At 68.8% G+C, this 24,134-nt stretch carries 18 protein-coding genes and 2 pseudogenes; 6 read left to right on the top strand and 14 right to left on the bottom strand.

Features of this window, described 5'->3' with window-relative positions; genetic code table 11:
• Positions 1-30: 30 nt before the first annotated feature.
• From NB3_RS23135 to NB3_RS34425, 8 genes and pseudogenes are all read right to left on the bottom strand, one after another.
• Positions 31-1,032 (bottom strand): hypothetical protein, encoded by a 1,002-nt coding sequence (locus NB3_RS23135; RefSeq protein WP_218020631.1) that lies wholly within the window; start codon positions 1,030-1,032, stop codon positions 31-33.
• Complete coding sequence (locus NB3_RS23130; RefSeq protein WP_307695413.1) at positions 1,029-1,712, bottom strand: DUF8020 domain-containing protein; 684 nt, start codon at positions 1,710-1,712, stop codon at positions 1,029-1,031. The genes NB3_RS23135 and NB3_RS23130 overlap by 4 nt, the downstream gene beginning before the upstream one ends.
• A gap of 27 nt (positions 1,713-1,739) precedes the next feature.
• Entirely contained in the window at positions 1,740-3,104 is a 1,365-nt protein-coding gene (locus NB3_RS23125; protein ID WP_067807265.1) for a serine hydrolase domain-containing protein, read from the bottom strand.
• A 129-nt stretch (positions 3,105-3,233) separates the two neighbouring features.
• Entirely contained in the window at positions 3,234-3,728 is a 495-nt protein-coding gene (locus NB3_RS23120) for a GbsR/MarR family transcriptional regulator (protein ID WP_067807262.1), read from the bottom strand.
• Between the two features lie 32 nt (positions 3,729-3,760).
• Positions 3,761-4,139 (bottom strand): annotated as a pseudogene (locus tag NB3_RS34430) (recombinase family protein).
• A gap of 162 nt (positions 4,140-4,301) precedes the next feature.
• A complete protein-coding gene (locus NB3_RS23115; RefSeq protein WP_067807260.1) occupies positions 4,302-5,876 on the bottom strand; it encodes a hypothetical protein in 1,575 nt (524 codons plus the stop codon).
• On the bottom strand, positions 5,873-6,553 hold the full coding sequence (locus tag NB3_RS23110; RefSeq protein ID WP_244892036.1) for an AAA family ATPase: 681 nt from the start codon (positions 6,551-6,553) through the stop codon (positions 5,873-5,875). The genes NB3_RS23115 and NB3_RS23110 overlap by 4 nt, the downstream gene beginning before the upstream one ends.
• Positions 6,554-6,644: 91 nt before the next feature.
• Positions 6,645-8,124 (bottom strand): annotated as a pseudogene (locus tag NB3_RS34425) (transposase); the annotation flags it as partial.
• Between the two features lie 420 nt (positions 8,125-8,544).
• Here NB3_RS34425 and NB3_RS23105 point away from each other — a divergent pair.
• From NB3_RS23105 to ligD, 3 genes are all read left to right on the top strand, one after another.
• Positions 8,545-9,750 carry a site-specific integrase gene (locus tag NB3_RS23105; protein WP_067807255.1) on the top strand — a complete coding sequence of 402 codons (1,206 nt, stop codon included), beginning with the start codon at positions 8,545-8,547 and terminating at the stop codon, positions 9,748-9,750.
• 446 nt (positions 9,751-10,196) lie between these two features.
• Complete coding sequence (locus NB3_RS23100) at positions 10,197-11,645, top strand: amidase (RefSeq protein WP_067807252.1); 1,449 nt, start codon at positions 10,197-10,199, stop codon at positions 11,643-11,645.
• A gap of 58 nt (positions 11,646-11,703) precedes the next feature.
• Positions 11,704-12,909: a non-homologous end-joining DNA ligase gene (ligD, locus tag NB3_RS23095; protein WP_307695407.1), complete on the top strand. Its 1,206-nt coding sequence runs from the start codon at positions 11,704-11,706 to the stop codon at positions 12,907-12,909.
• A gap of 166 nt (positions 12,910-13,075) precedes the next feature.
• Here the strand turns inward: ligD and NB3_RS23090 are convergent, their stop codons facing one another.
• The 4 genes from NB3_RS23090 to NB3_RS23075 all read right to left on the bottom strand — a co-directional run bounded on the left by NB3_RS23090 (position 13,076) and on the right by NB3_RS23075 (position 18,559).
• A complete protein-coding gene (locus NB3_RS23090) occupies positions 13,076-13,648 on the bottom strand; it encodes a histidine phosphatase family protein (RefSeq protein WP_067807248.1) in 573 nt (190 codons plus the stop codon).
• A 72-nt stretch (positions 13,649-13,720) separates the two neighbouring features.
• Entirely contained in the window at positions 13,721-15,424 is a 1,704-nt protein-coding gene (locus NB3_RS23085) for a tetratricopeptide repeat protein (RefSeq protein WP_067807245.1), read from the bottom strand.
• Positions 15,425-15,455: 31 nt separating this feature from the next.
• Entirely contained in the window at positions 15,456-17,270 is a 1,815-nt protein-coding gene (locus NB3_RS23080; protein ID WP_067807241.1) for a hypothetical protein, read from the bottom strand.
• Positions 17,267-18,559: an ABC transporter substrate-binding protein gene (locus NB3_RS23075; RefSeq protein WP_067807238.1), complete on the bottom strand. Its 1,293-nt coding sequence runs from the start codon at positions 18,557-18,559 to the stop codon at positions 17,267-17,269. The genes NB3_RS23080 and NB3_RS23075 overlap by 4 nt, the downstream gene beginning before the upstream one ends.
• Positions 18,560-18,815: 256 nt before the next feature.
• Here NB3_RS23075 and thrS point away from each other — a divergent pair, with 256 nt between their 5' ends.
• The 3 genes from thrS (at position 18,816) to NB3_RS23060 (ending at position 22,235) form a co-directional block, all read left to right on the top strand.
• Complete coding sequence (thrS, locus tag NB3_RS23070; RefSeq protein ID WP_067807236.1) at positions 18,816-20,036, top strand: threonine--tRNA ligase; 1,221 nt, start codon at positions 18,816-18,818, stop codon at positions 20,034-20,036.
• A 99-nt stretch (positions 20,037-20,135) separates the two neighbouring features.
• Positions 20,136-21,476, top strand: coding sequence for a cytochrome P450 (locus NB3_RS23065; RefSeq protein WP_067807233.1), 1,341 nt, complete (start codon positions 20,136-20,138; stop codon positions 21,474-21,476).
• Positions 21,477-21,617: 141 nt separating this feature from the next.
• A complete protein-coding gene (locus NB3_RS23060; protein ID WP_244892035.1) occupies positions 21,618-22,235 on the top strand; it encodes a TetR/AcrR family transcriptional regulator in 618 nt (205 codons plus the stop codon).
• Positions 22,236-22,253: 18 nt separating this feature from the next.
• On the opposite strand, the gene NB3_RS23055 is transcribed toward NB3_RS23060, so the two are convergent.
• Together NB3_RS23055 and NB3_RS23050 are read right to left on the bottom strand one after the other, a co-directional pair.
• The gene (locus tag NB3_RS23055; RefSeq protein ID WP_067807229.1) at positions 22,254-23,024 is read right to left on the bottom strand and encodes a 2-phosphosulfolactate phosphatase; all 771 of its coding nucleotides are present in this window, start codon (positions 23,022-23,024) and stop codon (positions 22,254-22,256) included.
• Positions 23,025-23,127: 103 nt separating this feature from the next.
• The gene (locus NB3_RS23050) at positions 23,128-24,129 is read right to left on the bottom strand and encodes an ABC transporter substrate-binding protein (RefSeq protein ID WP_067807226.1); all 1,002 of its coding nucleotides are present in this window, start codon (positions 24,127-24,129) and stop codon (positions 23,128-23,130) included.
• Between the last annotated feature and the right edge of the window lie 5 nt (positions 24,130-24,134).

Raw genomic sequence — 24,134 nt, 5'->3', positions numbered from 1 at the left:
AGTCGCGCACTGGGAACCGGTGGCAGCCGCTCAGGGCCGGATTCGGGACACCTCCAGTGCGACGGGTCGACGTTTCGCGGCGCGGATCACAAGCACGGTCGCGATGATCGTGATCAGTGCCGGCACGGCGAACACCCCGAGGGTCAGGGCATCGGGGTTGATCAGGGACTGTCCCCGGCGGGCTTGCCAGGCGGTTGCGGCCAGCAGTCCGGCGTAGCCGAACGCGGCGATTGTCACCAGGAGTGCACGTGTGCTCGTGTGCATCCACCGGTAACGAACAGCGAGCGCAGCGAGGAGAGCGGCCGTCAGCAGCAGCGCGTGGATGCCGTGCATGCCGATGAAATGGGGTACTCGGAGATCACCTCCGGTGGTGCTCCAGTTCGTGAACGGCATCCCGGTGCCGTCGGGGTCGCCGATACCGTGTCCGCCGAGTAGCCGGACTTCCGCGCCCGCGGCGTTGTGGACTGTGCGTTCGGGGGCGTCGACACCGATGCCCAGCCACAGCGGGATCGTGGTGCCGATGGTGGATATCACGATTCCCAGGCGCATCGCCCTGGACAGTGCTTGGTCGCAGGTGCGCTGTATCAGCACGATGATCGCGATGGCCAGATTCGAGAAGAAGATCGCCGGCACGCCGTTCTGAAAGATCGATACGAGCGTTCGGTTCAGCGGATCGGGATCACCGATGTTGAAATGACTGAAAGAGCCACGTCCGGCGATGATCGCGATGAGTCCGACCTCGATTGCCGCGAAGAGCGCGAATACCGACCCCATCCACCAGCCCACCCGCGCCGCCTTGTCCAGTTTCGTCAGCAGCCATGCCAGGGTCACGGTGTAGAGCCCGAAAGCGACGCTGAATTTCAGCGGCTTCGTCCAGATCGATTCACCGAGCAGTACGCGATCGTCGACGATCATGCCGATCCCCGACAAGATCATGAGCCCCGTCAGCATGATCGAACTCAGGACCAGTGGGCGGTGCCAATTACGCCAGATGGCGAGAGCAGTCCTGAGTCGCATGGCCGGCGCGCTCACGTCGCGGGTGAGCCGAGTGGCTCGTTGATCGTGATGAAGTACTGGATCGCCGCAGCTACCGCGATGGGTGCGGTGACGAACAACTGGCCGGCCACCGCGCCCAGCGGGCCCATCGCAGCGATCCCGCCCAGGCAGCCCAGTGCCGCGGCGGGCAGGAAGGGCCCGAACATTCCGACGATAGTGGCCGCAGCGATGGTCGCGCCGGCCAGACCACCGAACAGGCAACCCGCGGCCGCGCCACCGATCGTCCCGACCATGGCACCGAGCATGGCGCCCATCCCGAGGGAACTGGTCAGCCGGCCCCAGGCGGCCTGTTCGCGTTCGTCGGCACTGGGCGAGGAAATCGGGTGTGCGACCGGCAGGGCTCTCGGCTGATAGACAGCCTGCCGCGGGTCCAAGCGCGGGGTGAGTGTGGCGGTACGGCCGTGGATCTCTGCGGTGATGGGAAGTACGAAGTCATCCAGGCGGAAGGACAACTCGGTTCCGGCGAGCACCGTACCGTCTTCTGATCTCACCTCGAGGACATTGCCCTGCTGAACCAATGAGGCGCTCTCCACGGTGATGACAGCCGAGTCCCCGGCTGTTACGGCGCGGAAGCTCGGTCCGTCAGCGGGATTCGGGCCGGCAGCGGCGCCGGCGGCTGTGGCACCCAGCACTGTCGCTACACCTGCCGCGATCACGGCTACCTTGTTGATTCTCATCGGCGATCAGCCGACCTTGGGAGTGGCGCGCATGCTGACATAGACACACGGGGTGCCCTCGGCCAGCGACCCGAAGACGACAGGGGTGTAATCCTCGCCGGAAGGGCCGCCCGTAGCGGCGAAAACCGACGGAGACACTGCGGTCAGATCTGTTTCGATGGGTGGCGAGAAATGCTTCATGCCATCGATGAACTCGTAACGGATCCGCGCGTGGCCGTCCCGTTCGCTGATGGTGATCTCGACGCCACCACGGCGGTATATACCCACCAGAGCCGTCATATCCACCGCAGGCGGGCTCGCGGGAGGCGCAAACGGCGGCGGTATCCGCACCCCGGCGGTTTCGGCCAGGAGTTCGCCCACCAAGTCGGCGTACAACTTGCCGAATTCGCCACCGTTGCACAACAGTACGACCACCACGCCGGCGCTCGGGACGACCCGCAAGTAGGAGTGCTGGGTGATGGCACTTCCGTCGTGGCCGAAACCGGTGACGCCGTCCCAATTGTAGAGAGCGGGCCCCAGGCCCCAACTGTCGGCGGACATCGTCCATTTATCCGGGCTCGTGACCTGTGGCCGTTGCATGGCGGCCACTGCTTCCTCCGACAGTAGGCGGACGCCGTCGGATGCGACACCACCGTCGAGGAGCATGGTCGCCAGCCTGGCGACATCTCCCGCAGAGGTGATGACGCGGCCGTAGGGGCCCGCGGAGCGCGGCATCATGTCCCACCTCGGCGCCGGTTCGGGATTACTGCCGGTGGTATGGCCCATGGCGGCTCGGAAGCGCAGTGCTTGTTCCGGCAGGGTCATGGAGTGCCCGAGCCCGAGCGGTTGGAAGATCATCTCGTCGAGAGCCTGGTCCCAGGTGGTCCCGGTCAGTATTTCGACGATGCGCCCGAGCACGACGTAGCCGAGGCTTCCGTAGGAATAGGAGGTGCCGGGCTTGCAGTCGAGCGGCACGCTGCGGGCGGCCTCGACATATCGGGCGAGACAATCGTCACCGCGACCCGAATCGTAGTTGAAATCGTTGGTGACGCCACCGGTATGGCTGAGCAAGTGGCGGACGGTGATCTGCCGAGTCGTTTCCGGATCAGGGGTGGCGAATTCGGGTAGCACGTCCACTACAGGGGCGTCGAGATCCAGTTTTCCGGCATCGACCAGCCGCATGATCAGAACCGCCGTGTAGATCTTCGCCGTCGAACCGGAAAGAAAAACCGAATCCGGCGTGACCTCGACACCGGTCGCCGTGTTCAGCACTCCGCTGGCCAGTTCGTGCAGGGTGCCGTCGGCCACCACCGCCAGAGCTGCTCCAGGCACGTGATATTCGGCGCGCAGTTCGTCGAGCCGACGCTGCCAGAACTCGGTGGGAAAACTCATGGGATCGATCCTCGATTCGGTGAATGATCGGAGCGGCAGGCGACCGCTTCCGGGCAGGTGTGATCGCGCACCCGTCGTACGGGCACGTTGGAAGCAATGAAGATATGAGTGGCCTGGACCCGGCCGTTCCTACGTCGTCGGCCTATCCGCCTGATGTTCGAGTTCGGCACGGCGAGCGCGCCATTCGGCGGCGATGGCAGGCATCCGCTCGGCAAGGAAATCGGCAAAGGCCGCGGCCTCGCTCAGGCGAGACCGTCGAGTGTCCGGTGCATCTTCGAGGAGTTCGAGTCCGCGCTGCGCGAGCGCGTGCAGGGAGGTGTACTCCTCGGTTTTGTCCAGCAGCCGCACCCAGATTGCCGGGGCGAGCTCTACTCGGTCGACTCGTTCCCCGGCTGCCCGGGTGCGCTGAATCCACGACCAGCCCTCGAGTTGCGCGACGGCACCGGCGATGGCACTGCGGCTGGCGTGTAGCCCCTGACCGACCTCGGCGATGGTTTGCTGCGGCGGATCGCAGACCAGCAACCACCCGACTACCCGGCCGGTGACCGGCGGCAGTCCGTTCTGACGCGCGAAGTGCCGGCCGACCGCGTCGGCAAAGCCCCGTTCCAGATCGTCTGAGGTCATACGACGAACTATACACACAGATAGCTGAAATGTCAGATATTTCTGTTATTTGAGTTACGCGCAGTCAGTACACCAGGAACTGTATTCAGAACGTGGAACAGGAACCGCCCGGCCGGGGTGGTGGTGTCGATGCCCTGTTTGAGCACGATGAGGTCGATGCCGCGTTCGTCGAGCGCGGCGGCGAGTTCGGTCATGTGCCGCACCGACCGGAACGGGCGAGAGCCGGGTGATGACCAGTTCGTCACCGCGGCGTAGGTGTTCAAAGCATTTGTTCCACTCCGGGCGGCGGGCGAGTTTGCCGGAGGCCTTGTCGATCCAGATCCGTTCGCACCCCGCCTCGGTGAGCGCATCGATCTGAGAGTCGTCTTTCTGCCCGCGGGTGGAGACCCGGGCGTATCCAAACCGCGCCATGCCCGGAAATGTCCCACAAAGGGGTGACAGGCGCGGGTTTCGTCTCCTAGATACCGCACACGGGTTCTGGCCCATCCCGCAGGTTCGCCGGCCTGGTAGTTCGCCCGCCCGGTGTGCTGGACCGGGTGTGGGACTCAAACGTTCGTTTTCGACCCACCCGCGCTATCCCCGTGGGAAGTACACACGCTCCTCGATCTCTACCGGCTCCGGCGGCCGCGGCAAGCGCTGGAACGTCGGCTGATTGCGGCGGAACTGTGGTGGTCTGCGTTTCCGCGGCAGCGGCCGCGGGCGACCTGTCCACAGCATCGCGGTCTGCGGGAGCCAGCCGTAGTGCCAGGGATGCCGCGCCGGGATGGTCAGCCCGGTCACGGTGAACGTGTCCTGCAGGACCTGACCGAGAGCCCCGACCGCCCCAGTGAGCAACTGCCCGCTGGGCTCGGGCCGGGTCGCCTGGAACAGCAACGCTGCCTCCAACAGCGGCCGCGCCGCCGGCGGCACCGGCCACACGCACAGCTGGGCGGGGTCTGCCGGGTCGACCGGACTGGTGTAGATCAGGGCGTTAATCGCGAACGCGACACACGGCAGCGCCTTGAGCTCTTTGACCGTCGCGCCGGTAAACAACTGCACCGCCACCGCGGCGGCATGAGCTGGGCCGGCGGTGCGGGCGCGGATACGATCGACGAGCTGCTGATCCACCACGGTGGTCGTCAGCCCGGGCCCGACCGAGTAGGCCAGATTCGGCGGCAATTCCAGGCGTATGCCGTGCAGCGCGAACCCGGCCTGCACACCGCGCAGCCGGGTGACGGTCGTGTAGGGGCCGGGGCTGTCGGCGACGGCCGCAGCAAGTATCCGGTACAGGCCCAGGGTTTCGTGCCAGTTCGCGATTCCGGCCTCGGGGCGCTGCTCGTAGAGCTTGCGCACACGGGTATGCCGGTTGTGCAGAACTTCGAGCATCCGCTCGGCGAAGGCAGCGTCCTCGGCGCCGAGCCACACCCCGTCACCACCTCCTGCGTGAGCGAGGGCGCAGGGGCGGCCGGTGTGCCCGGCAAGCCACGCACACGTGCTCTGGATTGCCTGCGTGTAGACGGTTTCGACTCGGGTGAACTCCCTATCTGCCAGTGCGGATTTCGCGTCGGTGAGGAATGCGGCGACGTCTGTGTCGGGTACCTGCGGCAAGTCCACAGTGCCTGGCGCCGGGCCCGGAACAGTCGCCTGGGTTCGCGCGAGGATGATCTCGTCCAGCACCGGGCTTGATGCCTCGACCAGCTGGTGGGGCAGCGTACTCAGTTCGACCGCACCCCACCGGATGGGGTGCCGAGTGTGCCAGGTCAGGACCAGATGCAGGCTGGCGGTGCGGCGCAGCCGCAGCAGCCAGGCGAGCTGATCCGCAGTGAGAGTGTGGGCACGCAACACCACCAGGTGCCGGATGCGGTGAGCGTATATCCAGGCCAGGACCGCCCGTGACGCCGGCTCCAGCGCAGCCACCTTCTCGGCGACCGTCCGGGTCGGCGCGCAACCCAGCGCGGCCAGGGTATCGGCGGCTAGCGCGAGCCCGGAAACGGTGGTCGGTGTCGGATGCACGGTGAGAACCCCACCGGCCGGGTCGTGCGCGGCCAGCAGAGCATGGGTGACTGCGGCGTCGTCACCGGCATCGCGCACGATGGTGATCACAGGGTGCCCGCCGGTTTCGGCCGCGACCTCCTCGACGAGGCGGGCCTGCCAGCGGTGCTGATTCATCCCGACAGGCCCGACAGTTTGGAGAACACCCAGCCCATCACCTCCTGGTCCACTTGGTCGCGGTGCATGCGGTCCAGGGCGCGCACGGTGTGGGAGGTGATCTTGGCCCAGGCTCGGAAGTTGCCGTGCCCGGCGTGCGCGTCGGCAAAAGCGATGATCTCCGCTTCGGTGTTCTCCCACACCGGGTGGAACGCCGGGATCACGCTCAGTACCTGCTCAGGGGTCATCCGCCGGAACTCCTGCCACACATATACCCGCGAGGAAAGCATCGGCTCGCGGCGCAGCACCTGGTAGCAGTCTCCGCCGCCGACGAACACGATCGCGATATCGGTGCGCTGGTCATCCCAGAGGTGGCGCCAGTATTCGAAGCACTCCCGCGACATCCACTGCGCCTCATCACACACCAGCACCCGGAACCGCTCCGAGAGCACGTCCTTGAGGACTCGGTCGAACTCGATCGGCTTGCGCGGCGGCGCACCACCGATCGCGAGCGCATCGAACAGCGTGTGCCGGATATCGCGCGGTGTCGGCCGGGCCCGGAACTGCACCCGGCACACCGTGTCCGGCGCCAGCTCACGCAATGTGGCGTTGACCGATAATGTCTTACCGACCCCGGCATCACCGTGGACGCACATCATGGCCTTGGCCTCGATCACATCGGCGAGGTTGTCCTTCATCAGCAGCAGCGCATCGGTGGCCACGATATGCGCGCCGACAAGGCCGAGGAAATGATCGGACGCGCCAGCAACGTTCGTGCCGGGATTCGAGGGGCTGGGGATCGTCATCGGATCGGATCGGCAGCACCCAGCCCGGCGCCGGCGGCGGCAACGCGATCAGATCCGGCCGCGCCCACCGCGCCAGGTCCACATCCTGCGCCTCAACCCGCTCCCGGCCCGCTTCCGCCGCTGTCATCGCATCCAGCCGCTGGGCCGGGACCGGCGTCGTCGAGGCGGCATACCGCGTGCGGCGCGCGCGTTCGGCTTTCGACAGATCCGAGCGCAGCCGCGCGGCCTTGCGGGCCCGAGTGCGGCGCACGGCGGCCTTCGTCGCTTCCGACACCTGATCAGCGAGTTCCGCACGCCCCAGATGGGCGCCGGTGTCCGCGTCGAACACCTCCACCTCGTGATCGTGGTGCGGCATATACCGCAGCCGCACCGCCGCGCCGACCCGTCCGACCATCCACTCCGCGACGTAGTAGCGGCCGCGGCCGAACCCGATGCCCTTGGTCGTGATCTTGCGCCGGCGGCGGTCATCTTCGAGGGTGAACATCCACAGCCTGTCCTCATCGACCTCGTCGATCGGGGTCGGATCGGCAAGCCATGCCGCCAACGGAGTGCGGTCGTCCAGCTCCTCGATGACGTGCTCGCTGTTCCACCACCTCACCCACGCCAGCACCTCGGCGACGAACGCCGCGAAGGTCAACGCGGGCTGATCCGGGTCCACCAGTGCCCCGCTGGCCTCGGTCTGGCGATGCATGTAGCGCGGCAAGCCAGCGAAGAGCATCCGGTCGACCGCACCGTTGACCGTCTCCACGCTGCCCTTCAAATGCGGCGTGTAGGCAGGCAGATCATCCACAGCCACTGCGAACGCGCCCATCGCCTCGGCCACTGTCCGCGACAAGAAATCCTTGCCCGGTCCACACGCACCATCGCAGGCAGGCCACCCGCCGGGCCGTACGGTTCCCGCCGAGAGATCGCCGCCCGTAGCGCGGCCAGGATGCTTTCCCGGCTCGGGACCTGCGGTGTCACCGCGACACCGAGGATCACATCGTGGGCCGCGTCGACGAACCAGGTCACCCACGGCTTCACCAACCGGCCGTCGATCTCGACCTGCACTGCGGCCTCGACGTGATCGGCCTCCCACACCGCGTTCCGGAACGACGGGGCCGCTTCAAGAACACATCGAACCGCCGGCGCGCCTGTTCGCCCTCCCGCAGCCCGGCCACTTCTCCCGGAGCCAGATCACGCCGGATCGCCCGCTGCACCGTACGAAGATCCGGCGCCCGCGGGCCTCCACCAGTTGCCTCGGCGACCAGTTCACGATGCAACGCCGCGGCATTTCCGCGCCAATACGCCAGACGCACCCGCAGCCGATCATCGATCCGAAACCGGTCCCGCTGCGTAGGAGTTGTCTTCGCCCGCCGAGCAGATACCCACCGCCACACCGTGCGCTCGGCCACTCCCACGGTCTCCGCCGCCAGCCGCACATGGTTACTGGACAGCACGCCCGCAGAATCGAGCCGGGCCAACCGATCCGCAGCAGCTTGCCGCAGCACACGCCTGCTCTCGTCGACCACGCCTGCGGCCTCCCGGAATCGTCGGCCCGCAGCACAACCAGCAGGCCACTCGACCACTCTCAGGAAGAGGAGACCACGTACCCAGCGGTAGGAAGACCGGAATCGCTGACATTCTGGTGTCGCCTACCCACTGACATTCTCATGTCGCCTCACAACAATTGCGGGTTGGCCCCATCTCCCGATGCCCCTGCGCAACCGTCACTGTGACGCATCATGATTCGATGTACGAGAGCGCTTCGGACGGCAGGCGGTCGGCGGATTCGCGACTCGGCAGACCCTGCAAGGGTGCTGTCTCGGTGCCGTAGGCTGACTTCCTGCGCCGGAGGTCGTGGCGCGGACGGGTCTTTCACCGAAAACGCGGGAGCTCGAGTCATGGACGATCGATCCGGCGTGGTGGCGGTTCCGGAGGCGGTGCGCACCGAGTTGCGTCGCGGGGTGCGCAGCGTGCTGGTCGACGCTGCGGCGCTGCGATTGGTGCGTGACCGTTTCGACGACGACCAAGCCGGGTCGCTGCGCCGGTATCTCGAAGCGTCGCAGTCGGCGAACACTCTGCGCGCCTATCGGGCCGATTGGGTGGCGTGGTCGGCGTGGTGTGCCACCGAAGGCCGTCAGGCGTTGCCCGCCGACGCACTGGATGTCGCCGTCTATCTCGCCGCGGCCGCCGACGCGCGCCGCGACGGCGGCGAATGGGCGTTCAGCCCGGCGACCTTGGAACGCAAGTCGGCCGCCATCGCCGCGGTGCACGCGGCCAACGGCCTACCGTCGCCGACTCGCTCCGATGTCGTGCGCCTGACATTGCGCGGCATCCGCCGCACCCGCCGGGCGCAACCCAGACGCAAACGCCCTGTCCTGCTGCACACCCTCGATCAACTGCTGGGCGAGTTGCCGGCACCGGGCTGGCCGACCGAACCCGCCCGCCGCCGGGACGCGCTGGCGCTGCTCATCGGTTTCGCAGGCGCCCTGCGCCGCAGCGAACTCGCCGGTCTGCGCATCGGGGACGTCGAGGTCGGCGTCGACCACACGACCGGCGAACCGATCCTGTTGATCCTGCTGCCCGTGACGAAGACCGACCCCACCGGCGCGGCCGAACAGCGCGTGGCTCTCCCCCGTGGCCGCCGCCCCGCGACCTGCCCGGTCTGCGCCTTCGCCGACTGGCTACGCCTACGGGAAATCCATGCCGAGGCTGGAACTCCCGGTGTCCGAGCCTGGCTCGCCGAGCTTCCCGCGAAATCGGGCGACATCCACCGTTGCCACGGCTTCACCGGCACCACGCTCACCGACGCGGACCTGCCTCTGTTCCCTACGGTCAATCGGCACGGCGGGATCGGTGACCGCGCCATGTCCGGGCGGGCGGTCGCCGAGCTGGTCAAGCGTTATGCCGCGCGCGCCGGGCTCGACCCCGGCCTGTTCTCCGGTCATTCGCTCCGCGCCGGATTCGCCACCCAGGCCGCGCTCGGCGGCGCCAGCGACCGCGAGATCATGCGTCAGGGCCGCTGGAGCAACCCGCGCACCGTCCACGGCTACATCCGCACCGCCAACCCGCTGGAAGACAACGCGGTCACCAAGCTCGGACTGTAGTTCGGCCACCAGGGTGAATCGCATCGAATGCAACACGCACATTCTCGCGATGAACGCTGCGAGGCAGGCCGAGAGAAATTGCCGCCCTTGTTGGAGGAGAACCATCGCTCCGCGAGCACGACCACCACCAATTTCGGCGCCCGTCGAACGACGAACAACGTCTGGATGCGATACCGCCAATTGACCAGTTCTCGTCGCGCATCGCCGTGACCAGCGGCTGGTCGAGAAACCTGCGGCCGGAAACGCGGCAGCCATTGTGACATCTCTCCCGTTGTGCGAAACAGCATTTCATGGCTTGCGCCGATAGAGCAGGCTCGGCCGCCGTCGTGACCTGCGATATGACACAACGAGTGCGTTGATCTGCACCGAATGGTCACCCCCTCGACTTTCCCGTTGCGCGAAAAGGTATTTTATGTCCGCTCCGGCGGGCCGATACCGTCGAATTCATGGAATGGAATTCTCGGTCGGCCGAAGAACTCGCGGCCGCATTGCGTGCTGGTGACGTGACCTCGGTGGAATTGACCGCCGAAGCGATCGCCCGGATCGAGCGGGACGACGAGTCGATCAACGCCATCTGTGTGCGGACCTTCGACCGTGCGCGGGCTGCCGCACACCGTGCCGACCAGGCTCGCGCCCGCGGTGCGGACCGCCCGCTGCTCGGCATACCGGTGACGGTCAAAGAGTGCTACAACATCGCCGGGCTGCCCACGACCTGGGGCATGCCGCAATACGCGAATTATGTGCCGGCCGAGGACGCGCTACAGGTGTCGCGGCTCGAGGCCGCAGGCGCCGTTGTGCTGGGCAAGACCAATGTGCCGCTCGGGCTGCAAGATATCCAGAGCTTCAACGAGATCTACGGCACCACCAACAATCCCTGGGATCACCGTCGCACGTCCGGTGGTTCCTCGGGCGGATCGGCGGCGGCCCTGGCGTCCGGATTCGGCGCGCTGTCCATCGGCTCGGATCTGGCTGGTTCGCTGCGCACCCCCGCACATTTCTGCGGTGTCTACGCGCACAAACCGACACTCGGGCTGGCCGCACCCCGGGGGATGGTCCCTCCGTCCACGCCGGCATTGCCGGTCGACCTCGACATGGCCGTCGTCGGTCCGATGGCGCGCACCGCCCGCGACCTCACGCTGCTGCTCGACGTCATGGCCGGTCCGGACCCCCTGACCCTCGGCGTGGCGTTCGATCTGGCGCTGCCGCCCGCCCGCCACGAACGGCTGCGCGACTTCCGAGTCCTGGTCCTCGACGAGCATCCACTCATTGCGACCGGGTCCGCTGTGCGGGCGGGGGTGAACCGGGTGGCCGATGCGCTCGCCGACGGCGGCGCCCGCGTCGAACGGCACAGTCCGCTGCTGCCCGATATGACCGAAGCCGCGACGCTCTACATGCAGTTGCTGTTTTCGGGCACCGTCGCGTACTTCCCCGTCGACGAGTACGAGCAACTGCGCAGCCGCGCAGCCCAACTGAGCGCGGACGACCACAGTCTGGACGCGACCCGGTGGCGCGCGATGGTGTTCAGCCACCGTGACCGCCTGGTGGCGAACAACCGTCGCGAATTGCACCGCCACGGCTGGCGGCACCTGTTCGCCGAGTTCGATGCCGTGGTGTGCCCGATCACGCCGACTCCCGCGTTCCCGCACGACCACAACCCTGATCTGCTGGGACGCCGAATCGACATCGACGGGGTCGAGTACCCGTACTTCGACCAGCTGGTCTGGGCCGGTCTGGCGACCATGCCCGGCCTGCCCGCCACCGCCATACCGGCGGGCCGCTCACCCGAGGGCCTGCCGGTGGGAGTGCAGCTCATCGGTCCGATGTTCGAGGACCGCACCCCGCTGCGGCTGGCCGAACTGCTCGAGCAGAAGATCGGCGGCTTCCAGGCACCGTAGGGCGCGCCGAGTCAGATTGAGCAGACAGGGGCACTCTGTCACAGCCGACGGCGAGTTCGTGGGCAGTCTGCTGATCAGAGCGCCATCCCGCGGTAGCGGTCTGGCGCCCGACGCCGCAGCTGAGCCGAGCCGCAGTGGGTGGTCAACGACGCGGGTGCGGGCCGGGATGCAGCCAGGGTGGTGCGACAGAATTGCCGGTACAGCTTCCGACGCGACCGACCTCCGCATATCGAGGCGATATTCCCTGCTCACGCGCGTGATGAACTGCGAATCAGTTAGAAGCTGGCGATATGCTGGCTGGGTGCTGTCAGTGCCGGCGCCGATGCTGGCCGTCTCCGGACGGCCACCGCGGGAGCATGGCCGGTGGGCGTTGGAGATGAAGTGGGACGGCATCCGCGCCGTCGCGCTGTGCCGGGCGGGGGAATGCCGGTTCTACAGTCGCAACAATCGGGATCTCAGCGGCTCGTTTCCGGAGCTCACGGCGGTTCTGGCGGAACTGGGCGATGGTGGTGAGCTGGTTCTGGACGGGGAGATCGTGGCACCCGACCCGAAGACGGGGGCGCCGTCGTTCGGTCGCCTGCAGCGGCGGATGCATGTGGTCGCGCCGAGCGCGGACCTGCTGCGCGGATTCCCGGCGCAGTACTTTGCGTTCGATCTGCTGGTGGTCGGCGGCGCATCGATCATGCATCTGCCCTACACCGAGCGCCGTGAACGTTTGGCGGAACTGGCGCTGGACAGGCCGCTCGTCCGCACGCCACCGTTCTATCGGGACATCGATGCCGACACGCTGCTGCGCATCGCCGGAGAACACGGTCTGGAGGGCATCGTGGCCAAGCGGCTCGATTCGGCCTACTACCCTGGGCGCCGCTCGCCGTTGTGGATCAAGACGCCGCTGCGCAAGACGACCGAGGTCGTCGTCGCGGGCTGGTTGCCCGGTACGGGCCGTTTCTCGGCGACCTTCGGTTCGCTGGCGCTGGGCGCGTACGACGCCGAGGACCAGCTGGTGCATGTGGGCAATGTCGGCACCGGATGGACCCTGCACGACCGTCGTTCGCTGCAGGTTCGCCTCAATGAACTGTCCCGTCCTGATACGCCCTTCGACGTTCCCCCGCCGCGCGCGGTCGCGGCATCCGCCCACTGGGTGGAGCCGGTCCTCGTCGGCGACATCGAGTATCGGGAGGTCACCTCCGAGGGTCTGCGCCACCCCAGCTGGCGCGGCCTGCGCCCCGACAAGTCCCCGCATGACGCGAAAATCCCTTTGTAGGATCGGATACGGCGGTGCGTCGGGGCCGGGCTCAGCAGGTGCCGTTCCGCACCGGATGGTGGAGCAGACTTCACGCCGAGATCAATCGCATTACGGATGAGCCGATCATCGGGCCGGTGACCCAGCCCATCCGCCACTCGAAGTGCTCCCACCTCGATCACCACGTTCACAAACCGGGACCCGCCGCCTGGACGTGGTCTTGCTCGAAATCCAGCCGGTAGACCGCGGGCATCGGCATCGCCTGGCTGAACGCCCAGTCGACCTCGCCGCGACCGAACGCGACCAGCGCCCGGGAGAGGAACGTCCCGTGGCTGCCGACGACGACGGTCCGGCCGCGGTGCCGATGCGCCAGCGTCGTCAGGATCGCCGCGGCTCGGTCGGACAGCTGCCGCAGACTTTCGCCGCCGGGCCTGGCGAGCGAGGGTTCGGCCCAGCTCTCGCGGTAGTAGCGCGCATAGTCGGGTGTCGGGCCGATCCCGGAGTCCCACTCGCGCAGGTCGTGGTGGGTTTCGATGCGCAGGCCGGTGTGGCGTGCGAGCGGTTGCACTGTTTGTACGGCGCGCAGGAAGGGGCTGGAGAAGATCGCGACAGGCTGCACGGCTGTCAGTTCGGTGACCAGCTGCTCAGCCTGCCGTGCGCCCACCGCGGTCAGGGACCGCTCGTAGTCACCCGGCCCGCCCGCGCGTGGAATGAAGGGCTCGGCATGACGAAGGAGAACGAGGGTGGATCGCACGGTCATCCGCGCGCACCTCGCCTCACCGGAAAATTCTCGCGCCGAGGCCAACTCGCATCTGGTCCACGCACTCGGGTATCAGAGGGCGGGTTGCGTGCGGTGGGCGTGGTCTTCGACGGACGCCGGCCACTGATCGATCCGGGGCAGCGGGGTGCGGCGGCGGGACAGGAGATCCCGCAGGCCGCGGTCGGCGCGCAGGTCCGAACGTGCTCGCGCCGCGTAGTGTTCGGCGTGGCGGGCTGCCGGATGCCTGCGCCGGGCTTCGGCGAGCCATCCGGTGGCTTGGCGGAGAGCTTCGGCCCGGGTGAGGGGCGGGTCGGTGGGCAGCAGCAGCGTGGCGTGGCCGGGATCGGCGACGACCGCGGAGCCGAGGTGTTGCAGGCAGCGGCCGACGCCGAGGTCGTCGTCGAGCGCGCGGTAGGCGGTCAGGGCGAGTTGCCAGCAGCGCAGGGCTCGGCGGGGTTCGCCGCGGGCCCACCACATCGTGCCCATGGTCTCGTGGGTCTGCGCGCGTCCGTCGGGATCGAGGCCGGTGCGGGTGAGGGATTCGGCGAGTTCGAGACGGTCCTGTGCGGCGTCGAGGCGCCCTTGCCTGATGTGCACGACGGCGAGATTGATCAGGGCGCACACCTCACCGGCGACGTCGTCGCGCGGCAGCAGCCACCACGCGGTTTCCAGCTGGTCGGCCACCTCCGCCAGCGGCGGCGACGCGGCGGCGAGCCGCCGCAGCGCCTCCTGATGCTCCCAACGGGCGGCCAGACTCCTCGACAACCGTCGTGGCCGGTAGCCGCGTGGCCGCTCGGTCAGCCGCCCTGCTCGCAGCAGCACCAGATCCCGGTTCAACTCGTCGATCGCCGGAAGGGAGCGCAGATCGTCGGCCACCCCGCGCTCGTTCTCCCCCAAGCCGATACGCGCGTACCACACGTCCAGGGCGTTGCCGAGGCGAATCAGGTAGGCGACCGCCGCCGGGGGGAAATCCGCGCCGGGGTCCGCGCACGCTGCCACCAGGGCGCGCAGGTACGGTTCCTCGCTTTCGAACCACCGGCGAGCGCCCACGGCGAAGCGCCGCGACTCCAGCGCGATGGCCCAGCGACGCGCACGGTCGGCGTAATGGCGCAGCAGCGCGGTGAGCGCCGCCGCCCACTGCGGTCCGGTGATCACCGTCGCTCGATCCGGCAGCCTGGGGACCTGTCGCACACACCACCGTTGCGCGCCGTCCTCGGCGAGAACCCCTCGGCGCAGCAGACCTTCCAGCAGCTTCGCCGCGGTGCGCGCCGAGGGTTCCCGCGCCAGCGGCAACCGCCCCGGCGTGTCCCGGATGGCGTTGAGCACCGCCAGCAGCGCGACGGTTTCGTAGTCGTGCACCGGCAGGTCGCGCAGCACCGCGGCGATCAGATGCCCGTCCAGCGCCGCGACCGGCCGCGGCGGCGGCGCGGCTCGGCGCTGTGCGCGGTCGGCGAGCGCGGGGCCCGGCTCGATGAGCCCGGCGATGAGGTCCATCTCGCGGGCGGTGCGCACCTTGGTGCGATAGCCGCGCGCGAACCGGTACAGCGCGTAGGTCGCCGCAGCGGCGATGAACAGCACCGACAACCAGCGCAGCGGCCCGTTGAAGAACTGCACGACGGCGTTCTCGCCGAACGAATTCACCACCAGGGTGCGCACCAACTCGAACAGCACCGTGTAGGCGACCAGGGACGCGGTGCCCAGGAACCCGATCCAGATCGAGGACCTGGGTGTGGCGGTCTGCCCCACCGGTTCGGTGTGGTCGGTCGATGTGCTCACCCGATTCCTCCCGCACTGCCCCCGGCCCGGGTCATCGCAGTACTCCGCCGGTCAGACCCGGCACCACCCAACGCCGCCAGGTCACCAGCAGCAGCGCCACCGGCAACACCGCCGACAGCAGCGATCCCGCGGCCAATTGGGCGCTGTTCTCGCCGAATTGCCTTGCCTCGCCCCATAGCAGCAGCGACCAGGGGCTCGCTCCCGCTCCGCTGACCACAAGGCCGAGGAAGAAGTCGTTCCACACCTGGACGAATTCGAGCACCGCCACCGCCCCCAGCGCGGGCCCGGAGGAAGCCAGCACGCGCTGGGCGATGGTGCCCGGACTGGCCAGACCGTGCAGAGCGTCCGCGGCGGCGCTGCCCGGCGGGGCGAGCATCGCGCCGCGCAGCACGAGGATGGCGATCGGCAGTCCGGCGGCGGCGTGCACGAGGATCAGGGGAATCCGGGTTCCCGACAGTTCGTAGGTGTCGATGAGATCGTCGATCGGCCCGAGGTAGGTCTGCGCCGGGATCACCGCGAGCACCACCAGCGTGACGACGCCCAGCCGGGCGGCGGTGCCGTTGGGCCGCAACGCGGCCAGCCGATAGGCCACCGGCGCGGCGGCGGTCACCACGACCACCGTGACGATCCCCGCGACCCAGGCCGTGGTCTGCAGCGAACGCCACAATCCGTCGTCGCCCCACACCAGCGCGACCGCCGAGAAGCCGAAGCCGTCGTGCCCGCGCAATCCGGTGTAGGCGAGCACGCCGATCGGGTACAGCACCAGCACCGAGACCAGCACGATGCCCGCCGCCAGCACCGGACCGATGCGCCGCCGTCCCGCCACCGAGTACACCCGCACCGCCGACCAACTCGCACGATGGCGGCGTACGTCGACTTGCAGCAGCCAGGCCACCGCGCCCACCAGCACCGCCAGCGGCAGCGCGTAGGCCGCCGCGACGCCGGGTTCGGCGTCGCCAGCCAGCCGCCACCAGTGCACGGTCGCGCTGTCGACCTGGTACTCGAGTGCGCCCGGCACCCCGATCAGCACCACATCGAACACCCGCGCCGCCGCGACGCCGACGGCCAGTCCGGCGATCAGCAGCACCGGCCGCAGCAACTCGTACAGCCGGATCGCCAGCGGCCTGCCGTCGTCGTGGTACAGGTACCCGGCGCGCGCCGGATCGGCTTCGATCGCATGGATTCCCGCGCGGAACAGCGCGGTGAGGAAACCCAGCCAGGTCCACAGGAACGCCGAGCCCAGCATCGCCGCCAGCCACCACCGGTAGAGCCCGACGTCCTCGATGTCCAGCCATCGCGCGCCGTTGCCGAAGATCACCCGGAACGCCACCCCGGACACGAACGCCGACACGCCGAACGGCACGATCAGCGGCAGCCACAGCCAGCGCGCCGCCCGCCCCCACCAGGCGATCGCCAGGGCCACCAGCAGCAGCCCGATCCCGAACGCCACCCACAGCAGCGTGCGCAGGTACGCGCCGCGCCCGTCGGCGGTCATCGTGCCGCCCAGCAGCGACAACCCGGCGACCGTGGCGCCGATCGACGCAGGCCACACCAGGAGCCGGATCCACGGCACGCCCAGCCGCCTGCGCAGGACCGCTGGCAGCAGCGCACCGGTCGCGGCGAGCGCGCAGCCGAGCACCGCCGGCGGGCTGGCCCTGGCGGCGATCACGACGGTCCATCCGGCCGGCAGCACCAGCAGCGCCACTGTCAGCACCGTCGCGGGCAATCCCGCCACCCGGCTCAGCCAGCGCCGTGGCCTGCCGCCCGCGACCAGCGGCCCGCGCATGCGGCGGGTGGCCAGTTCGATGCGCAGACCGTTGACGTCGAAATCCTGCGGCCGCGTCATCGACGCCGCCGATCCGCGTCGTCCAGCGCGGCGATCGCGCGGTCGGTGGCCGCGGTCGTTCGCGCCTGTCCGCCGTCGCCGATCGCGATGAGGAACTCCGTCAGCACTCGCCACAATCCTTCCCGGCCCCCCACCGGCCCGATCCGGTCGGACAGATCGAAGGTGCTGCGGGCGGCCAGTTCCCGCGCCGACGGCGCGAGCAACGGCGAGTATTCCGCCTCGGTGCGCAGGTTGGGGGCGAGGAATCCGCCGTAGCGTTCGATCCACGGCAAGGGGGCGCGGGCGCCGGCCAGTTTCTCGACCAGGTCGTCGGCGCGGGGGCTCGCCTGCCGGGTCACCACGATCACGTCGCCGCCGACGATCTTCGGCGGCAACGAGGCGGTGTTGACCGGCGGGAAGGGCGCCACCCCGACGGCGTCGCCGACCGCACGCCCGGACGCGCGGACCGCGCTGCGCACGATCGGCTCGGCGAAGTCGGGAGCGACGACCGCCGCCGCCCGGCGGTGCTGGAACACCTCCCGGACAGCGTCGGAGAACTGCCTGGTCAACGCGACGCCGACGCCGCCGGGAAACGCGTGACGCTGCCCCCACAACACCCCCAGATGCCCGAAGGCGGCCCGAACCGCCGGGTTGTCCCACTCCCGCTCGTCCTTGGAGGCCAGATCGTCGTAGATGCGCGGTGATTCGGCGAGCAGGACGTTTTCGAAGAAGTCGGTGAGCACCCAGCCGTCGGCCGCGGCCAGCGCCAGCAGGCGGATCGGCGTCTGCGCGAGCACCTCCATCCGGTCGACCCAGCCACCGAGGGTCCATGCCGCGGGTTCACCCAAGCCGTGGGCGTCGAACTGGTGGCGGTCGAACCAGACCAGCGATTTGTCCGCGGCCTTGAACGGCACGCCGTAGAGCCGATTCTCGTGGCGCAGCAACAGTTGCCAGGGTTGGGCGTAGCGGCTGCCGAGCGCGTCGGCCCACACCGACTCCGCGACGGGCCGCAATTTGCCCGCCTCGGCGAGTTCACGCACCCGACCGGCCTGCGGAAGCAACACCACGTCCGGCGCGGACCGGCCACCGGCGGTGAACGCGGTGTCGGTGTTGTCGCCCAGCGGGATCACCTCGACCTCGAAACCGAGATCCAGCCCGTCCAGTACGGCGTGGAAGGCCGCGAGTTCCTGCCCGCTCCAGGACACACCGACGCGCACCGCGTCCGAACTGCCCAGCAACAGCTCCGGCGCGCACGCGGCGGCCAGCGGGAGGACCATACCCGCTTGCAACACCGCTCTGCGCGTCCCCATCAACCCCCGATGTCATTGCCTCACAGACGAACCCGATTATGCGCCAAAGCCATGACGCCGTCGGGCGAACGTCGAAAAATCCTGTGCGCCGACGCGGATGCCTCTGCTAGCGTCGCCGGCATGGAGCGCGCTGCTGTGACGACGACGCCGGAATTCGTCCCGGCGCGCTGATCCATGTTTCATTCCAGCCCCGGGGCGCGCGTCCCGGGGTTTCGCTTCGTGGTCGCTCGCCCCTGTCGACGAGGAGACCACCACCATGCCCGACCATCGCACTCTCGGCCGTGCGCTGAATCTGTTCGACACCGACCCGCTCATCGGCGCGGGACTGCCGTTCTGGCTGCCGGACGGGGCGGCCGTGCGCCAAGCCCTGGAGGACTACCTTCGCACCGCCGAACGCCGCGCGGGCTACCACCACGTGTATTCACCGGTGCTCGGCAAGCGTGAACTCTACGAATTGTCCGGCCACTGGCGGCATTACCGGGACGAGATGTTCCCGCCGATGGATCTCGGCGGGGAGCAAATGGTGCTGCGCCCGAGTCTGTGCCCGCACCACGCGCTACTGTTTCGTTCGCGTGCACGCAGTTATCGCGAATTACCTTTGCGCATCGCGGAATTGGGCGGCATGTACCGATCGGAACTCTCGGGCGTGCTGGGCGGGTTGACCCGGGTGCGCGCGATCCAGCTCAACGACGCGCATACCTTCTGCACTCCCGAGCAAGCCGCCGCCGAAGTCGCCGGAGCGCTGGCGATGATCGCCGACGCCTATGCCGCGCTGGGCATCCGTGCCGCCCGCTATCGGTTGTCGCTGCCCGGCGCCGGCGGGAAATATGTCGCCGCCGCGCGCTTGTGGGAGCGGTCGATCACCTTGCTCACCGACGTCCTCGACGACCGCGGCGTGGATTACGACGCGGTGGAAGGCGAAGCCGCGTTCTACGGCCCGAAGATCGACGTGCAGGTGCGCGACAGCGCAGGCCGGGAATCCACCCTGTCCACCGTGCAGGTCGATTTCCATCAACCCGAGCAGTTCGATCTCCGCTACACCGGCGCCGACGGCGCCGCGCACCGACCGGTCATGGTGCACCGCAGCATCATCGGCAGCATGGAGCGGGCGGTGGCCCACCTGATCGAATGTCACGGCGGCCGGTTCCCGGCGTGGCTGGCGCCCACCCAGGTGGTCGTGCTGCCGGTGACCGACGCCCAGCTTCCGGAGGCCGTGCGGCTGGAGGACCACTGCCGTGACCGCGGGCTGCGGGTGGCGATCTCGCCGGCCGATCGCGGCAGTCTCGCCGCGCGCATCCGCGAGCACCGGCTCGTGCCCTATCAAGCGGTCATCGGCGCGCAGGAGGTCGCCGCGGGCCGGGTGGCGTTGCGGCTACGTGATGGTCGCCGCGTCGGCTCATTGCCTGTCGCCGAAGCGCTCGACCGCATCGCCGCCGCGCTCGCCGCCCGTGGTGCCGGGTTGTGGGACATTTCGTGACGACCGCGCGGATCGGCGCGGTGTAATCCTTGCCACAGTGCGGTACGTGCGCGTACCGTTCGGGTGGTACATCGAAGTACCACACGAGGAGGTGGGCGCATGCCCGCTGTGCGACTTCCCGACGGGCCATCCACCCCGCCGATCGTGCAGAATCTGCAGATCCTGACCGGGCGCACCCGGACCTGGCGGCGCCTGCACGACCGCTACGGCTCGGCCTTCACCATCCACCTGCCCCGATTCGGCCGCTGCGTCGTGCTCGCCGATCCCGCCGAGATCAAAGCCCTCTTCACCACGAGCACCGATCTCGTCGACAACATCGACGTCAACCTCGGCCAGTTCCTCGGCCCCGGTTCGCTGTTCGCCCTCAGCGGCGCCGAACACCGCAAGCAGCGCAAACTGCTCACCCCGCCGTTCCACGGCCGCAGGCTCACGGTGTACGAATCGCTCATCGAAGCCGAAGCCGTCCGTGAGATGAACTCCTGGCCCTCGGGCCAGGAGTTCGCGACCATGGACTCGATGATGCGCATCACCCTCGACGTCATCCTGCGCGCGGTCTTCGGCGCCGAGGGAGCGGAATTCGAGGAACTGCGCCGGCTGCTGCCCGAACTCGTCCTGATCGCCTCCGCCCTCGCCGCCATCCCGATCCCCCAACGGGCACTGGGCAGATTCGGCCCCTGGGCCCGCTTCGCGGCCCGCCGCCGCCGCTACGACGAGATCGTCGGCCGGCTCATCGACCGCGCCGCCGCCCAGCACCGTATCGACGAGCGCGACGACGTGCTGGCGATGATGCTGCAAGCCCGCTACGACGACGGCTCGGCCATGTCGCGCGGTGAGATCGCCGACGAACTGCTGACCCTGCTCACCGCCGGGCACGAGACGACCGCGACGACGCTGGCATGGACCATCGAGCGGCTGCGCAGGCACCCGGACGTGCTGCGCCGCCTGGTCGCCGAAGCCGACGCGGGAGGTTCGCAGCTGCGCGAGGCCACGCTGCTGGAAGTGCAGCGCGTGCGGCCGGTGATCGACGCGACGTTCCGCCAGGTCCGAGCCGAAACCCTGCAACTGGGCCGCTGGACCCTGCCGCGCGGGCAGAAGATCGTGGCCAACATCCGACTGATACACGACAACGAGGAACTCTTCCCCAACGCCCACGCCTTCGACCCCGACCGGTTCCTCGGTGTCCGTCCCGGCACGTTCAGCTGGATCCCGTTCGGCGGCGGCAGCCGCCGCTGCATCGGCGCCGCGTTCGCCACCTTGGAGATGAACGTCGTCCTGCGCACCCTGCTGCGCGATTTCACGCTCGAACCCACCACCGCCCGCGACGAGCGCACCCACTTCCGCGGCGTCGCGCTCGTCCCCGCTGAGAAAGGCCGCGCCGTGGTGCATCGCCGGACATCCAGCGGGCGTGCGCTCGGCCGCGCCGTCGAGGCCACGGCATGAGCCAACGGCCGCCCCCTCCGCGTCACTCGAACACGCCGTGACATCGCGACCCGGATACCGGCCGACCGACGGCCTGAGCATCGCCCCCGCGGCGCTCGGGCCGGACGCGACGCACCGAAGTGAGTAACTACCCTGATTCTCGTGACCCGCGCCGCGCCCGTACCCCGCACCACCGCCGACAACGGCCAGGATCCGGGGTTCCGCCGCCGCCTGCTCGACGCCATGGCCACCGCGGTGCGCGAGCGCGGCTACCAGGACTCGACCGTCGCCGACGTGGTCCGCCACGCCCGCACCTCACGCCGCACCTTCTACGAGCACTTCACCAGCAAACAGGACTGCTTCATCGCCCTGCTCACCGAGCACAACAAGGACATGATCCAGCGGATCGAGGCCGCCGTCGACCCGCACCTGCCCTGGCGCACCCAGGTACGCCAGGCCATCGAAGCCTGGATCCGCACCGCACAACAAGAACCCTCCCTCACCCTCAGCTGGATCCGTGTCATCCCCGCTCTCGGGGACGACACGCGGCAGTTGCAGCGCGAGGTCGGCGCGGCATTCGTGACGCTCATCCAGAAACTCGCCGACACACCGGAATTCGCGGCCGCCGGACTGCGGCCGCCATCGCGCCAGGTGGCGACAATCCTCTTCGGCGGCTTCCGGGAACTCATCGCCACCACCGTGGAAGACGGCGACGACATCGCGGGCATCGTCGACGTCGCGGTCGAATCGGCGATCGGACTGATCGCGCCCCGCCACTGACACTCACCCGCTGCGAAGTCACCGCGCGGCGTCGACGAACGCTCCGTCGATCAAGACCGGCACCACCCCGCTGCTGTCGAGCTCCGTGGCCACCGCGACATCCTGCGCGAACCCGCCCTCGCTGAGCTCGCGGCCGGACGCGCAGTCCCGGATCAGCGCCGCGACATCGGCGATCCCGTCGTACGCCACCGCGGCGGCGTGCGCTTCCGCGGACAGCGGCCCGGCTCCACCGCGCGCCAGCGCCGCCGCGACCGCCCCGGCGCCGAGCCAGTCCTCCACCGCGGGCCGCAGCACGTCACGGCCGGGCCACTGCTCACCGGCCGCGATCAGAGCCACCGGCTGCCGCTCGGTCCCCCATCCGCGCCCGGCGATCCACCCGGCGACCGCACCGGCATTGCGCAGGCACGCCGCGACCACCGGCACACCGCTGACGGCCGCGGCGATGGCCGAACCATTGGGTGAGGGCAGCACGAGCCGCTCGACGACCGACGCAGACCGCAGCGCGGCCGGGGACAGCGACCACGGCTGCCGCTCGGACACCGCTCGCCGCCCCACCGCCAGCTCGGCGCCGTGCCGTGCGGCGAACTGCGCGGCGCCACCCTCCCGCGACGGATACGGCAGCACCCGCGTCCCCGCTTCGACAGCGACCGACACCGACGTGGTGAACGACAAGACATCGACCACCACCACACACGCGCACTCCGGTCCCAGCGCCGCCGCACCGGCCGAACCCCACTCCAGCCGCACACCCGACGGCCGCTGCCGCGCCCACTCGGCGATCTCCGCCATCGACTACCCTCCCGACGATCGACCCGGCCGACCCCCCAAGCACTCGCCGGAGAACCGGGCCATCACCTCCCGGCCCCGCACTTCCCCGACGGCCCGGACCAGCTCAGCCCTGTTTCGGCCGCTCCGGCCGGTAGAACCACTCCTCCAGCCCGAAATCCTCCCGGATCTTCTTCTGTTCCACGAGGAACTGCTTGGTGCCCGTCAGCAACTGCACGCCCAGCGGCGCGAAGATCTCGTCGGGAATGTAGCTCTGCCGCGCGGTGGCACGCACCACCGCTTCCGGCGATTTCGACTGCGACACCTCGTAGTTCACGTAATCGTCCCAATGCTGCTTGGCATACCGGTTGGCCTCGGCGATCACCGACTGCCACGCGGCGCCGAACTGGGGATGGCTGTCGAGGAAGTCCTGGCTGCTGACCGAAGAACTGGTACCGGCCAGATCGGGATGATTGTCGTGAATCGAGTCCACCTGGTGGAAACCCTTGGCCAAGAACGCGTGGAAGTACGACGACGGATTCACATCCGGCAACGCGACCGCCGCGATGTCACCGCCGTTGAGCGGAGCCTCCGCGTCGGTGGCCAGCAGATGCACCAGCTGCGCCTGAATCCCCTCCGCCTTCAGCGCGCCCTGCAGATACCGATCGATATACGAACCCGACTGCACGCCGATCTTCTTGCCCGCCAGATCCTTCAGCGTCCGGATCGCCGGATCCTTCGCCACCACACCCGCGTTGTAGTTCACCGCCGCGATGGCCAGCAACCGCGTCTTCAACCCGCTGCCGCGTGCCACCAGCGCAGGCGTGTCACCGTAGGTGGCGACGTCGAGGCGGCCACCGACCAGCGCCTGGTTCAGATCCGGCCCGTTGGGGAAGCTGTAGACCTCGATGGCGTCCACCCCCAGCGGCTTCAGCGCAGGCAGCAGAGCGCCACGCTGATGAGCGAAGCCCACCGGCCCGGTCAGCACATTGCCGGTGCCGATCGTGCCGATGCGGAGGGTCTTGATCTCGGCGCGCGTCGCCGAACCCGAGTCGTCCGACCCGCATCCGGTGAGGACCAGCAGTAGGGCGGACACGAGGGCAGGCACGATCAGCCTGAGTTTGCGCATGATTC

Origin of the sequence: Nocardia beijingensis NBRC 16342 (assembly GCF_001612785.1) — a bacterium.
Lineage (GTDB): Bacteria > Actinomycetota > Actinomycetes > Mycobacteriales > Mycobacteriaceae > Nocardia > Nocardia beijingensis.
Note: the sequence above shows the minus strand (reverse complement) of the source record. Positions and strands in the feature narration are given on the sequence as shown.